This window comes from Williamsia sp. Y844, assembly GCF_056786475.1.
Map to the genome: position 1 here is coordinate 85,455 of NZ_JBXCJB010000003.1, position 12,724 is coordinate 98,178.

The window sequence follows — 12,724 nt, forward strand, 5'->3', positions numbered from 1 at the left end:
TCGGTCAGCAATTGCTCGGCGCGGGCACGCCGTTCATACGGTCGGTCATCCAGGCCAGTGCGGGCGGCAATCCGATCACTGCGGCCGTCAAGTGATCGGGTGACGGTGTCAGAACCGAGACCACAGGTGTTCCGGCCTGGCAGTAGCGCCGGTTGGTGTGGAGGATCGAGTCGATCGGAATCAAATTGTCGATCGGACTGTGCCACTCGAAAACCGGGGCATTCGGTATTCCTGAGAAGAACTCCAGGCTGTTCTCGTTGACCACTTTTCGGGCCGCGGGATCGTCGAAGATCTTGACGTCCGGTGTCATCTCTTTGGCGCTGTGACCGAGGCCTGTCAGCAGGATCTCGTTGGTGCAGGCATTTTGCATCTCGCGGTACATGGATCTTCCGAGCGGGGTCAGATTCTGCCAAACCGGCATCTCGTTCGGATACTCGCGGGACAGGCCGATGGCCGCGGCAAACGCGAGGCCGAACGCGGGGTGGGGATTGTTGTAACCGAGCCCCTCGGCCATCTTGATCAGATTCATCGGGGCGCCTCCGTATGCGCTGCCGGCGATATCGAGTTCGGGGGCGTACGAGGATGCCAGCGCGGATGCCCACGCTGTCGCCATCCCGCCACCGGAGTAGCCCATCAGCCCGATCCTGCTCTTCTCGACATCGGCGGGCGCGAAGCGTTGCGCTGCCTTGATCCCGTCGAGGGCGATCCGACCGCCGAGTTGCGCTGCGCCGTACGAACTACGGGGGCCCAGATGATCAGGAATGGCCAGTACCCACCCTTGTTGCAGCAATCCGTTCAGCAATGGGCGCTGGCTTGCGGTCAGACTGCCCGATCGCGGATCGATATTGGTAGTCGTCGTGTAGAGCTGTCGTGACGGCGCGCACTCGAGTCCCATCGCGTTCACGATGTCCTGCACGCTGAGCAGCGGACCGCCCGCGACATGGCTGTCGGGCACCAGCAGTGTGGTCACCGCTGCGATCGGCCGGGAGTACATGTCGGTACTGCGGTATTTGATCTGATAGGTACGCAGGTCGAACAACAGTGGGGGATCGGGCATCTCACGGCTTGCGATGACGTCGCCGTTGGCATAGCCCTCGATGTTGTCCGGCGCGTTGTAGAACGTGTCCGGTAGAGGCGTGGGTAGTGAGACGTCGTCGGCCATGGCCGACGACGGCGAGACAACAAGCGTGACCACCGCTACGAGGGCGCCGATCAATGACAGGCGGGCGAAACTCGGTACTCGGTGCATGGCTCGCTCTTCGCTCGTGGTCTGTGGATCGCGCGATCCAAGGGGTGTCAGCAGGTATTGGGCGCCGGTAACCCGGCGAATCGGTTCTTGAGCCAGTCGAGCGCGTCATTGATGCCGAGCGGGTAGGACGCCACGTGGTCGCCGGATGGAACCTTCTTGCTTGTCACCGCGACGCCGGCGCGGCAGTACCGCGCGTTGGTCTCGATGATGGAATCGACGGGGATGAGACTGTCGGTCGGGTTGTGCCACTCGTAGACCGGCGCGTTCGGTACGCCGGCGTAGGTGTCCAAGCTGTTGGCCTGAACCACTTTTCGTGCCTCCGGGTCGTCGAAGACCTTGACGTCCGGCGTCATCTCGTCGGCACTGTGATCCTCACCGATCTCCAAGATCTCGTTGATGCATGCGTTCTGCATGCGCACGAACATCGACTTACCCAGCGGGGTCAGGTTGTCCCACATCTCGATCTCGTTCGGATATTCACGCGAGAGGCCGACTGCGGCCGCGTAGGCGAGTCCGAACGCCGGATGGGGCTTGTTGTAGCCGAGGCCTTCGGCCATTTTGATGAGGTTCATCGGTGCGCCGCCGTATGCGCTGCCTGCCAGTCTGAGCTCGGGCGCATAGCCGGCAGCCAAGGCGGCCGCCCAGGCGGTTGCCATGCCGCCCCCGGAGTAACCGACCAGTCCGACACGGCTTCCCGAAAGGTCGGCCACGGCCAGGTTCTTCGCCGCCCTGATGCCGTCCAATGTGATCCGACCGCCGAGCTCGGCGGCACCGTATGCGCTGCGTGGTCCGAGATGGTCGGGGATGGCGATCGCCCAGCCCTGTACGAGAAGCGCATTGAGTGCAGGCAGCGCCAGGGCCGTCGTGCTGTCGCCGGGTTGGTACAGCGTGCGGGACGGTGCGCATTCGAGACCCAGTGAGTTGACGATGTCCTGGAAGCTCAACAGGGGTGCATTCTTCTGCCGGTTGAGAGGCAGGAGCAGGGTGGTGATGCCCGCGATCGGGCGGTCGTACATGTCGGTACTACGGAACTTCACCTGCCAGGTCTCGATGTTGAAGAAGTTCGGCGGGTTCGGCATCTTGCGTTTGGAGACGATGTCACCGTTCTCGAACTCGCCGATGTTGCCGGGTGTCGCGTAGAAGAGATCGGCGACCGGGGTTGGCAGTGCGACATTCGCCGGAGCTGATGTTGCCGGGGCCGCGGACAGTAGGGCGAGCGTGGTTGCACACAGAGCGCCGACGATCATGAACCGACGACGCGGTCGGGTTCGGAACACGGCAGAACGTATCGTGCGCAACATGGCCTCCGGGTAGCGGTAACTGTCGTCCGCCCCCCGGGCGACGATGGCACGACTTTAGCCGGTGTTCAGCTCGAATTGTCAAGTGAGTCACATTGTTTGCTTTGCGAGGTATGCATCACAGAATCATCTGTGGGTGTCACCCGGGAGACTGAGCCGATCTCCATCAACCTGCGGGAGGAGTGTCGGCCGGAGTGTTGTAGATGTGCTGCAGCAACCTCGCCGCGATGGTGAACGCGTTGTCGACGTCCTGGGTGACCGAGAGATTGGCCCAGACGACCATGCTGACGTCGTTGGCCTCGTCGTGAATCGCCATGGTGTTGAAGGCGGGAAGCTGGCCTTCGTGATAGGTGAGCCGGTTCGGGCCGAACCGGATCTCACTGATCCCGTAACCGTAGAACGCGCGGGGATCTTCGTCGTGCTGGATCACGATGCTGTCCCACCACAGCTGCTGGTTGGCGTCGTCGAGTAGATCCCCGCCGACAAATGACTTGATCCACGTCAGCATGTCCTCCGCGGTCGAGACGACTCCACCGGCGGCCCATCCCCATGAGGAGCTCTGCGCTGTCACATCATTGGGTTGCAGGGTGCCTGCCCGTGCCGCAGCGGTTTCCTCGGGTGTCATCGCCTTGTCCGAAACCTGGAGCGGGCCATATTGATAGCCGCGTGACGACGGCTCTGGAAGAGTTGTGATGGCGGGGTCGGGGAGTGCGGTGTTGCTCATCCCGAGCGGACCGAAGAAGCGGTCGGCAAGGCTTCGGTCGAGGGTTTTGCCCTCCACCTTCTCCAGGAGCAATCCCAGGAGGACGGTGTTGGTGTTGGAGTACTCGAACTCGGTGCCCGGCGCGAAGCTCGGTGGGTAGGCGAACGCCAGGGCAAGGAGTTCTGAAGGGGCCCACACCTTGGTCGGGTCGGCGCCGAAGGCGGCGCGGAAACCGTCGGTGTCGAGGTAGTTGTGCAGTCCGCTACGCATGTTCATCAGCTGCGCGATGGTGATGTCGGCACCATTCGGGACACCCGGGACATAGGCGTCGATCGGGTCGTCGACGCTGATCTTCTCTTCTTGGATCAGCGCAAGGACCGCGGCGGCGGTCATCGTCTTGGTGACCGACCCGATGCGGAATCCGTCGGTGGCGGCGGGTGGGTTGTCGGCGCCTACCGTCGTGGTACCCGCCGAGGCCGTATAGGTGCCTGCGGGCGTCTGGATCAGGGCGAGTGCGCCGGGTACGAGAAGTTCCTCGATCGCCGCTTCGAGGGTTGCGGTCATCGCTGCGGCGTCGATCGTCTTGAGCTCAGCGTCCGATTCCGTTGCCGAACTGTCGGATGAACAGGCGGCCAGGACGAGTCCACAGGTGACGGCGAGAGCGGTGAGAGCCGCGCTTCGCCGCCGTCCCGATGGTGGGGTGCGAAAGCTCTTCACGCGGCGCGCCTCTCGTGCGGCCCGTTCCAAAAACGGACATCGAAGAGCAGTCGTACCACGAGATCCGCTCCGGCCGTGCGGATTGCGGACAATTCCGACATCCACGGGTCGGATCAGGCCTCGATGATCGACCGGACCAGACGAGGTGCAAATCAATCTGACAAGCCGGGTCGCGATGAGAAGGAGCGCCATGGCAAAAAGCCCCGGTCAGCTGGGCTGACCGGGGCTTTTGCATCTGGAGCGGGTGACGGGAATCGAACCCGCGTAGCTAGTTTGGAAGACTAGGGCTCTACCATTGAGCTACACCCGCGTGCATACGACATCACTGGGATCGCCACTGCTGCCGCTGCGAAAGGAACTGTACCGTCTCGATCCTGCGGACGAGAAATCGCCTGGTCGCCGTGGCGTGGCTGTGCCCGGTGGGTGACCGGTTTAGGTTCGTGGCGCATCGGCACGTAGTATTTGCGTTCGGTGAAAGTGGCGCTGGTCGCCTGCTTTCACCGGAAGACCTCACGGGATGTGGCGCAGCTTGGTAGCGCATCCGCTTTGGGAGCGGAGGGTCGCAGGTTCGAATCCTGTCATCCCGACTCTAGAAAGAAACGCACTACAAGGGAGTCAAGTGAAGAGCACCGTCGAGCAGATCAGCCCGACGCGGGTCAAACTCAACGTCGAGGTTTCTTTCGAGGAACTCGAGCCGGATTTCGCCCGCACCTACAAGACGATGGCACGGGACATCCGGATCCCCGGCTTCCGTCCCGGTAAGGCGCCCGCCAAGCTGATCGAGGCCCGTGTCGGCCGCGACGCGGTGCTTGCTCAGGTCGTGAACGACGCGATCCCGGCCAAGTACAGCGAAGCTGTCGAAGCAGCCGAGATCAAGGCGATCGGCCAGCCTGAGATCGATCTGTCGGAGCTGGAATACGGCAAGAGTGTCACGTTCACCGCTGAGGTCGACGTGCGCCCCGAGATCGACCTGCCGGATTACTCGACCCTCGAGATCGAGGTCGAGCCGGTCGCAGTTGACGACGAAGCAGTCGAAGAGCAGCTCGAGGCTCTCCGCGCCCGCTTCGGCACCCTGACCGGTGTCGATCGTCCGGTTGCCGATGGCGACTTCGTCTCGATCGACCTGTCGGCCACCATCGACGGCAAAGAGGTCGAAGAAGCCGCGACGAGCGGTCTGTCCCACGAGGTCGGCTCCGGTGAGCTGATCGACGGACTGGACGAGGCGCTCATCGGCCTGTCGGCCGGCGAAGAGAAGGTCTTCAAGAGCACGCTGGTCGCCGGAGATCACAGTGGCGACGAAGCAGACGTGACCGTCAAGGTTGTCTCGGTCAAGGAGCGCGAGCTTCCCGAGGTCGACGACGAGTTCGCTCAGCTGGCCAGCGAGTTCGACACAGTCGACGAGCTGAAGGCCGACCTGCGCGAGCGTGTCGCCCGGTCGAAGAAGATGGCTCAGGCAAATGCTGTCAGCGAGGCGCTCGTCGCCAAGCTGGTCGACACCATCGAGGTCCCGCTGCCCGAGGCAATCGTGACCGCCGAGGTCGACGGCCAGATCCATCAGGTCGTCCACAGCCTCGGCCACGACGACGAAGCGTTCGAGCGTCTGCTCGAGGCGCAGGGGACCACCCGCGAGAAGTTCGAGGCCGAAGCTCGTGAGTCTGCCGAGAAGTCGGTCAAGACCCAGTTGCTGCTCGACGCCATAGCGGACCAGCAGGAAACCGATGTCGCGCAGGACGAGCTGATGCAGCAGATCATGTTCCAGGCGCAGCGCTACGGCATGCAGCCCGCCGAGTTCGCTCAGCAGCTGCAGCAGGCCGGACAGGTCGGCGCGGTCTACGCCGAGGTCCGTCGCAGCAAGGCACTGTCGTCGATCGTCAACGAGATCACCGTCAAGGACACCGACGGCAACGTTGTCGACACCGACGAGTTCTTCCCGAAGCCGGTTGCCGAAGCCGAGGGCGACGAGTCGACCGACCAGACATAAGAGACAAAACGCCAGCAAGCATTCTGCTGTCAGCGAATAGGGGCGACGCCGAGGGTTCGGCGTCGTCCCTATTCGTTACTGTCGGAGTCAGCAGTCAAATCATTGTGAGTCCGTTGAACGAAAAATCCCGGGAGCTGATCCCGGGACGCGAAGGTAGGTACCGTGACTGAGCCGAAGATCCACACGCCAGCACTCTCCGGAGTAACCGCGAGTTCGGGTGTGGCCGGACTTAATCTGACCGACTCGGTCTTCGAGCGTCTGCTGCGTGAGCGAATCATCTTCCTGGGCACCCAGGTCGACGATGAGATCGCCAACCGGCTGTGCGCGCAGATCCTGTTGCTCTCTGCAGAGGATCCGACCAAGGACATCAACCTCTACATCAACTCGCCCGGCGGTTCGGTCACCGCAGGAATGGCGATTTTCGACACCATGCAGCTCGCTCCCTGTGACATCGCCACGTACGCGATGGGCATGGCGGCATCGATGGGGCAGTTCCTGCTCGCCGCGGGAACCAAGGGCAAGCGGCACGCGCTGCCGCACGCCCGGATCATGATGCATCAGCCGTCCGCCGGTATCGGTGGAACCGCGGCCGACATCGCGATCCAGGCCGAGCAGTTCGCCCTGACCAAAAAAGAGATGAACAAGCTCAACGCCGAGTTCTCCGGGCAGACGCTCGAGCAGGTCGAAGCGGACGCTGACCGAGACAAGTGGTTCACCGCCGAGCAGGCCAAGGAATACGGCCTCGTCGATCACGTGATCACACGCGCCTGAACGCTTCCATGGTCGAGCTCCGCTCCGCTTCGTCTCCGGCCCCTCGCACACTCATCGGAAAGTAATGAGGACCATGAACAACCTTTCACCACAGTCGCGGTACATCCTTCCCTCGTTCATCGAGCACACACCCAACGGTGCGCGCGAGTACAACCCGTACGCAAAGCTTTTCGAAGAGCGAATTGTCTTCTTGGGCACGCCGATCGATGAGACCGTTGCGAACGACATCATGGCGCAGTTGCTGGTGCTCGAGTCGCAGGATCCCGACCGCGACATCATCATGTACGTGAACTCGCCCGGTGGCAGCGTGCCTGCAATGCTCGCCATCTACGACACGATGCAGTACGTGCACTGCGACATCGCGACCGTTTGCCTCGGTGAGGCCGCTTCGGCTGCCGCGATCGTGCTGGCCGGTGGAACTCCCGGAAAGCGGGCGGCCCTGCCGAACGCAACGATCCTGATCCATCAGCCGCGCACCGGTGGGGCATACCAGGGTCAGGTCTCCGACCTCGAGATCCAGGCCGCCGAGATCGAGCGCATCCGACGGAAACTCGACGACATCCTGGCCGGACACACCGGACATCCTGCCGACAAGATCCGTAAGGACACCGATCGCGACAACATCCTGACGGCCGAGATGGCCAAGGAGTACGGCATCATCGACGAGGTGTTCGCGTACCGGAAGAAGTCCGGCCGTAAGTAGTCGGTCACGTGTCGCGGGCCGCCGATTGGGCCCGCGACATTTGGCTTTATCGGTCGAAGTTCCGCCCACCTACGGGTACGGTCGTGAGTACTGTGCTCCCCGTGAGCTGGGACGGCCGTAAGACGGCAGCGTCTCCGGGCATCAGGGTCTTTGGGGCATCAGGTAACGGAAGTAGGGACAGCAACAGATGGCACGTATCGGAGATGGTGGCGATCTTCTGAAGTGTTCTTTCTGCGGAAAGAGCCAGAAGCAGGTCAAGAAGCTGATCGCTGGACCCGGTGTGTACATCTGTGATGAGTGCATCGACCTGTGCAACGAGATCATCGAAGAGGAGCTGGCCGAGACCAGCGACGTCAAACTCGATGAGCTCCCGAAACCGGCTGAGATCCGGGACTTCCTGGAGAATTACGTCATCGGGCAGGACACTGCGAAGAAGACGCTGGCCGTGGCGGTCTACAACCACTACAAGCGCATCCAGGCGGGCGACCGCAAGGACTCGCGTGGTGTGGAACCGGTCGAGTTGGCGAAGTCGAACATCCTGATGCTCGGCCCCACCGGTTGTGGCAAGACCTACCTGGCCCAGACCCTGGCCAAGATGCTCAACGTCCCGTTCGCCATCGCCGATGCCACAGCGCTCACCGAGGCCGGCTACGTCGGTGAGGATGTCGAGAACATCCTGCTGAAGCTGATCCAGGCCGCCGACTACGACGTCAAGCGTGCCGAGACCGGCATCATCTACATCGATGAGGTCGACAAAATCGCCCGCAAGAGCGAGAACCCGTCGATCACCCGCGACGTCTCCGGTGAAGGCGTCCAGCAGGCGTTGCTCAAGATCCTCGAGGGCACGCAGGCGTCGGTGCCGCCGCAGGGTGGTCGCAAGCATCCGCACCAGGAGTTCATCCAGATCGACACCACCAACGTGTTGTTCATCGTTGCCGGTGCCTTCGCCGGGTTGGACAAGATCGTTTCCGACCGAATCGGCAAGCGGGGCATCGGATTCGGCACCGAAGTTGCCAAGAACGACAACGACAGCAGTGATTACTTCGCCGAGGTCCTGCCCGAAGACCTGATCAAGTTCGGATTGATCCCCGAGTTCATCGGGCGTCTTCCGGTGATCGCGTCGGTGACCAAGCTGGACAAGCCGTCGCTGATCAACATTCTGTCGGAGCCCAAGAACGCTCTGGTCAAGCAGTACGCGCGACTGTTCGACATGGACGGCGTCGAGCTCGAGTTCGACGACGATGCTCTCGAGGCGATCGCCGATCAGGCCATCCATCGTGGAACCGGTGCTCGTGGACTTCGCGCGATCATGGAAGAAGTTCTGCAGCCGGTGATGTACGACATCCCCAGCCGCGACGACGTCGCCAAGGTTGTCGTCACGGGAGAAACCGTGCGCGACAACGTTCTTCCGACGATTGTCCCGCGCAAGCCGCGCCGCGACGAACGGCGTGAGAAGAGCGCCTAGCGGCGTGCGCCGGTCACTCGATCACGCGGTGACCGGCGGAGTAGATGTTCATCGATTCGCCGCGCAAGAAGCCGACGATGGCGACGCCCTGTTCGGTTCCCAGGTCCACCGCAAGTGACGACGGGGCCGAGACGGCGGCGATGATCGGTATCCCGGCCATCACGGCCTTCTGAACGAGCTCGAACGACACCCGGCCGGACAGCATCAGGATGGTCCCTCGCAGTGGCACCATGTCTTGCTGCAGTGCCCACCCGACCACCTTGTCGACCGCGTTGTGCCTGCCGACATCTTCTCTGGCCACGAGCAGGGTGCCGTCGGTTGTGAAAAGTGCGGCCCCGTGGACCCCTCCGGTGGAGCTGAATATCTTCTGCGATTCGCGGAGGCGGTCCGGTAGCCGTGCAAGGGTCTCGATGTTCACGGTGGCGTCGTCGTCGGCCGGGCGATGATTCGAAGCAAGTCGGACCGCGTCGAGTGAGGCCTTGCCGCACACCCCACAGGATGACGTGGTGAAGAAGTTGCGGGTGGCCGTCGACGGAAGACTGCGATTGTCGCGCAACGTCACATCGAGCACGTTGTAGGTGTTGCGGCCCTCCTCGTCGACCCCGTCGCAGTACCGGATGGCGGCGATGTCGTCGGCGCCCTCGATGATGCCCTCGGTCAACAGGAACCCGTGGGTGAAATCGATGTCTGCTCCTGGCGTCCGCATCGTGACAGACAGTGGCTTGCCGGCAACCCGCAGTTCCAGCGGCTCCTCGACGGCCAGTGTGTCCGCGCGGGAGTCGGTACCGCCGGGCCTGATCCGCCGGACACGGGCGCGTGTGCTCATCCGACCCATCAGCGACGCTCCAACCGGACGGTGAGGGCCTTTGATACCGGCGTATTCGATTTGGCCGCAACATGTTCGAGGGGGACAAGCGGATTTGTCTCCGGATAGTACGCCGCCGCGTTGCCACGTGGGGTGGGGTAGGCGACGATCCGGAATGCCTCGACGCGGCGTTCTTCGACACCGCCCGAACCATCGAACTCGGAGACCAGATCAACACTTTCGCCTTCGGTGAACCCGAGTGCGGTGATGTCGGTGGGGTTGAGCAGGACCACCCGGCGATCGCCTTTGATGCCGCGGTAACGGTCGTCATGCCCGTAGATCGTGGTGTTGTACTGATCGTGGCTGCGCATGGTCTGCAGGATGACGCGCCCTTCGGGTACCCGCAGCCAGGTCAGGGGGTTGGTGGCCAGATTGGCCCTACCGGTTCGGGTCGGGAACGTCCGGGTGTCGCGGGGCGGGTGGGGTAGGACGAAGCCATCCGGTTGGCGGACCCGGTTGTTGAAGTCCGCGAAACCGGGTACCACCCGCGAGATGTGGTCGCGAACCGTGTCGTAGTCATCTGCCATCGCGGCCCAGGGGACCGGGTGATCGGCGCCGAGGGTGGCGCCGGCCACGTCGCAGATGATCGATACCTCGCTGCGGAGCTGATCGCTCGCGGGCGGCAGCGAACCGCGGGACAGGTGGACCACCGACATGGAATCCTCCACGGTGACAGCCTGTTTGCGACCATCACGGACGTCCTTGTCGGTGCGGCCGAGGGTGGGCAGGAGTAGTGCGGTCGTTCCCGTCTGTAGGTGTGAGGCGTTGAGTTTGGTGCTCACCTGCACGGTGAGCCGGCAGTTCCCCATCGCGGCCGCGGTGGCGTTGGTGTCGGGGGAGGCGGACACGAAATTGCCACCCATGGCCATGAAGAATTTGACGTCGCCTGCGGCCATCGCGCGAATGGTGTCGACAGTGTCGAGACCGTGGGCGCGGGGCGAAGTGATCGCGAACTCGCGGTCGAGGGCGTCGAGGAACTCGTCGGGCATCTTCTCCCAGACACCCATGGTGCGGTCGCCTTGGACGTTGGAATGTCCACGCACGGGGCACACTCCGGCGCCGGGCTTACCGATCATGCCGCGCAGCAGCAGGACGTTGGTGAGTTCTTCGATGGTCGCGACACCGTGCGTCTGTTGGGTCAGGCCCATCGCCCAGCAGATGATGGTGCGATCTGAGGCGATCAGCCGATCGGCGGTGGCGCGGATCGTGTCCTGGGTCAATCCGGTCGCGGTGACGATCTCGTCGAGGTCGGTCTTCTCGAGTTCGTCGAGGTAGTCCTGCACACCGAGGCAGTGTTCGTCCAGGAATGCGTGGTCGAAAACTGTTCCGGGGGCCTCTTTCTCGGCGTCGAGCAAGAGTTTGCCCAGACCCCGGAACAGGGCCATGTCGCCGCCGATCCGGATCTGCAGGAACTCATCGGCCAAGGCGGTGCCCTTGCCGAGCACCCCGTTGATCTGCTGAGGGTCCTTGAATCGCAACAGACCCGCTTCGGGAAGGGGATTCACCGCGATGATGGTGGCGCCGCGCTTTTTGGCCTTCTCCAGAACCGAGAGCATGCGTGGATGATTGGTGCCCGGGTTCTGTCCGGCGATGATGATCAGGTCAGCGACCTCGATGTCCGGGACGGACACCGACCCCTTGCCGATGCCGATCGACGAGACGAGTGCACTGCCCGAGGATTCGTGGCACATGTTGGAACAGTCCGGCAGGTTGTTGGTACCCAGCGACCTGGCGAACAGTTGGTAGAGAAACGCGGCCTCGTTGCTCGTGCGGCCGGAGGTGTAGAACGCCGCCTGATCGGGATGCTCCAACGCCTTGAGTTCATCGGCGATCAGTGCGAATGCCTGCTCCCAGTCGATGGGACGATAGTGATCGTCGTCAGCGGTCAACACCATGGGATGGGTGATCCGGCCCTGCTGCGACATCCAGTATTCCGAGCGCTCGCGAAGGTCGGAAACGCTGTGCGCTGCAAAGAAGTCCGGCCCGACAGTTCGTTTTGTCGCTTCTTCGGCAACAGCTTTGGCGCCGTTCTCGCAGAACTCGGCATGCTTGCGGTGGTCCGGCGTTTCCGGCCACGCGCAACCGGGACAATCGAATCCGTTGCGTTGATTGAGGCCTACCAGGGTGCGAGCCGTACGGACGGGACCCATCTGCTTGACCGCGCGATTGAGCGCAACTGCAACCGCTGTGACTCCGGCCGCCCACTGCTTGGGCGGATGCTGGTCGAGCTCGGCGGGCCCGGGCTCCGGAATCGATTCAGTGTCCATGCAAACCATCTTCCCCTGTCGGCCCGAATCCACCCACAGCAACGCCCGGCTCGCGTTAACTGTCTGCATGGAGACATCACGAGTGGGCGCAGTGGTCTTGGCAGGCGGCGCATCGAAGCGGATGGGTAGCGACAAGGCGGCAATGGCCTGGAACGGCGAATCCATGTTGGGCCGGGTCACTCGTGTGGTGGCGGAGCGGTGTGATCCGGTTCTGGTTGTGGCCTCGGCCAAGTCGCCTGCGTATCTGGGGCTCAGTGAAGAACATCCCGGTACCGAGCAGATCCGCTGGGTCACCGACGAGAAGCCGGACGCCGGACCGTTGGCCGGTCTTGCCCGTGGGCTGGCCGCGGCAGCCGAAGCCGGACGCGACGTGGTGTTCGTGTGTGCCACCGATATGCCGCTGATCTCGGTGGAGATGATCGACGAGTTGCTGCGGGGTCTGTCCGATGCCGACGACGCCGTGATCGCGGTGGACTCGCAGCGGGCCCACCCGCTGGCCGGGGTGTACCGCACGCGGGTGGCCGGAACCCTCGCCGAGCTGGTCCAGACCGGGGAACGCCGGATGCTCGCCGCCGTCGACGCGCTGCGTACCCACCGGGTGACCTTGAGTGATCCGGCCTGGTTGACCAACGTGAACGCGCCCGAAGACCTGCATCGGCTCCGCGTCCACTGAGCCCGGATCGGTGTCGGGACCGCTATACCCGA

General features: G+C 63.1%; 10 protein-coding genes and 2 tRNA genes. 6 read left to right on the forward strand and 6 right to left on the reverse strand.

The genetic code is table 11. The features are described 5' to 3' along the window. Window positions 1-4 precede the first annotated feature (4 nt). From AC1TQG_RS17180 to AC1TQG_RS17195, 4 genes are all read right to left on the reverse strand, one after another. The gene (locus AC1TQG_RS17180; RefSeq protein WP_482138918.1) at window positions 5-1,249 is read right to left on the reverse strand and encodes a lipase family protein; all 1,245 of its coding nucleotides are present in this window, start codon (window positions 1,247-1,249) and stop codon (window positions 5-7) included. A gap of 47 nt (window positions 1,250-1,296) precedes the next feature. Beyond that, the gene (locus AC1TQG_RS17185; RefSeq protein WP_482138920.1) at window positions 1,297-2,496 is read right to left on the reverse strand and encodes a lipase family protein; all 1,200 of its coding nucleotides are present in this window, start codon (window positions 2,494-2,496) and stop codon (window positions 1,297-1,299) included. Window positions 2,497-2,713: 217 nt separating this feature from the next. Further along, window positions 2,714-3,967, reverse strand: a complete 1,254-nt coding sequence (locus tag AC1TQG_RS17190; RefSeq protein WP_482138922.1) for a serine hydrolase domain-containing protein — start codon at window positions 3,965-3,967, stop codon at window positions 2,714-2,716. A gap of 236 nt (window positions 3,968-4,203) precedes the next feature. Next, window positions 4,204-4,277: transfer RNA gene (locus AC1TQG_RS17195), tRNA-Gly, on the reverse strand. 203 nt (window positions 4,278-4,480) lie between these two features. Between AC1TQG_RS17195 and AC1TQG_RS17200 the strand changes: the two genes are divergently transcribed. The 5 genes from AC1TQG_RS17200 to clpX all read left to right on the forward strand — a co-directional run bounded on the left by AC1TQG_RS17200 (window position 4,481) and on the right by clpX (window position 8,887). Beyond that, a tRNA-Pro gene (locus tag AC1TQG_RS17200) sits at window positions 4,481-4,554 on the forward strand. 32 nt (window positions 4,555-4,586) lie between these two features. After that, entirely contained in the window at window positions 4,587-5,948 is a 1,362-nt protein-coding gene (gene tig, locus AC1TQG_RS17205) for a trigger factor (protein WP_482138924.1), read from the forward strand. A gap of 162 nt (window positions 5,949-6,110) precedes the next feature. Further along, window positions 6,111-6,719, forward strand: a complete 609-nt coding sequence (locus tag AC1TQG_RS17210; RefSeq protein ID WP_482138926.1) for an ATP-dependent Clp protease proteolytic subunit — start codon at window positions 6,111-6,113, stop codon at window positions 6,717-6,719. Window positions 6,720-6,792: 73 nt separating this feature from the next. Further along, window positions 6,793-7,422, forward strand: coding sequence for an ATP-dependent Clp protease proteolytic subunit (locus AC1TQG_RS17215; RefSeq protein WP_482138928.1), 630 nt, complete (start codon window positions 6,793-6,795; stop codon window positions 7,420-7,422). A 187-nt stretch (window positions 7,423-7,609) separates the two neighbouring features. Beyond that, window positions 7,610-8,887: an ATP-dependent Clp protease ATP-binding subunit ClpX gene (gene clpX, locus AC1TQG_RS17220; protein ID WP_482138930.1), complete on the forward strand. Its 1,278-nt coding sequence runs from the start codon at window positions 7,610-7,612 to the stop codon at window positions 8,885-8,887. Between the two features lie 13 nt (window positions 8,888-8,900). Here the strand turns inward: clpX and fdhD are convergent, their stop codons facing one another. Together fdhD and AC1TQG_RS17230 are read right to left on the reverse strand one after the other, a co-directional pair. Beyond that, window positions 8,901-9,722 (reverse strand): formate dehydrogenase accessory sulfurtransferase FdhD, encoded by an 822-nt coding sequence (fdhD, locus tag AC1TQG_RS17225; RefSeq protein WP_482138932.1) that lies wholly within the window; start codon window positions 9,720-9,722, stop codon window positions 8,901-8,903. Continuing rightward, window positions 9,722-12,019 carry an FdhF/YdeP family oxidoreductase gene (locus AC1TQG_RS17230; RefSeq protein WP_482138934.1) on the reverse strand — a complete coding sequence of 766 codons (2,298 nt, stop codon included), beginning with the start codon at window positions 12,017-12,019 and terminating at the stop codon, window positions 9,722-9,724. The genes fdhD and AC1TQG_RS17230 overlap by 1 nt, the downstream gene beginning before the upstream one ends. Window positions 12,020-12,086: 67 nt before the next feature. Between AC1TQG_RS17230 and AC1TQG_RS17235 the strand changes: the two genes are divergently transcribed. Beyond that, window positions 12,087-12,692 (forward strand): molybdenum cofactor guanylyltransferase, encoded by a 606-nt coding sequence (locus AC1TQG_RS17235; protein WP_482138936.1) that lies wholly within the window; start codon window positions 12,087-12,089, stop codon window positions 12,690-12,692. Window positions 12,693-12,724: the final 32 nt, after the last annotated feature.

Bases quoted from the DNA above. Each gene is read 5' to 3' on its own strand.
- AC1TQG_RS17180 (WP_482138918.1), bottom strand. From the start codon at position 1,249: ATGCACCGAGTACCGAGTTTCGCCCGCCTGTCATTGATCGGCGCCCTC.
- AC1TQG_RS17185 (WP_482138920.1), bottom strand. From the start codon at position 2,496: ATGATCGTCGGCGCTCTGTGTGCAACCACGCTCGCCCTACTGTCCGCG.
- AC1TQG_RS17215 (WP_482138928.1), top strand. From the start codon at position 6,793: ATGAACAACCTTTCACCACAGTCGCGGTACATCCTTCCCTCGTTCATC.
- clpX (WP_482138930.1), top strand. From the start codon at position 7,610: ATGGCACGTATCGGAGATGGTGGCGATCTTCTGAAGTGTTCTTTCTGC.
- fdhD (WP_482138932.1), bottom strand. From the start codon at position 9,722: ATGGGTCGGATGAGCACACGCGCCCGTGTCCGGCGGATCAGGCCCGGC.
- AC1TQG_RS17230 (WP_482138934.1), bottom strand. From the start codon at position 12,019: ATGGACACTGAATCGATTCCGGAGCCCGGGCCCGCCGAGCTCGACCAG.
- AC1TQG_RS17235 (WP_482138936.1), top strand. From the start codon at position 12,087: ATGGAGACATCACGAGTGGGCGCAGTGGTCTTGGCAGGCGGCGCATCG.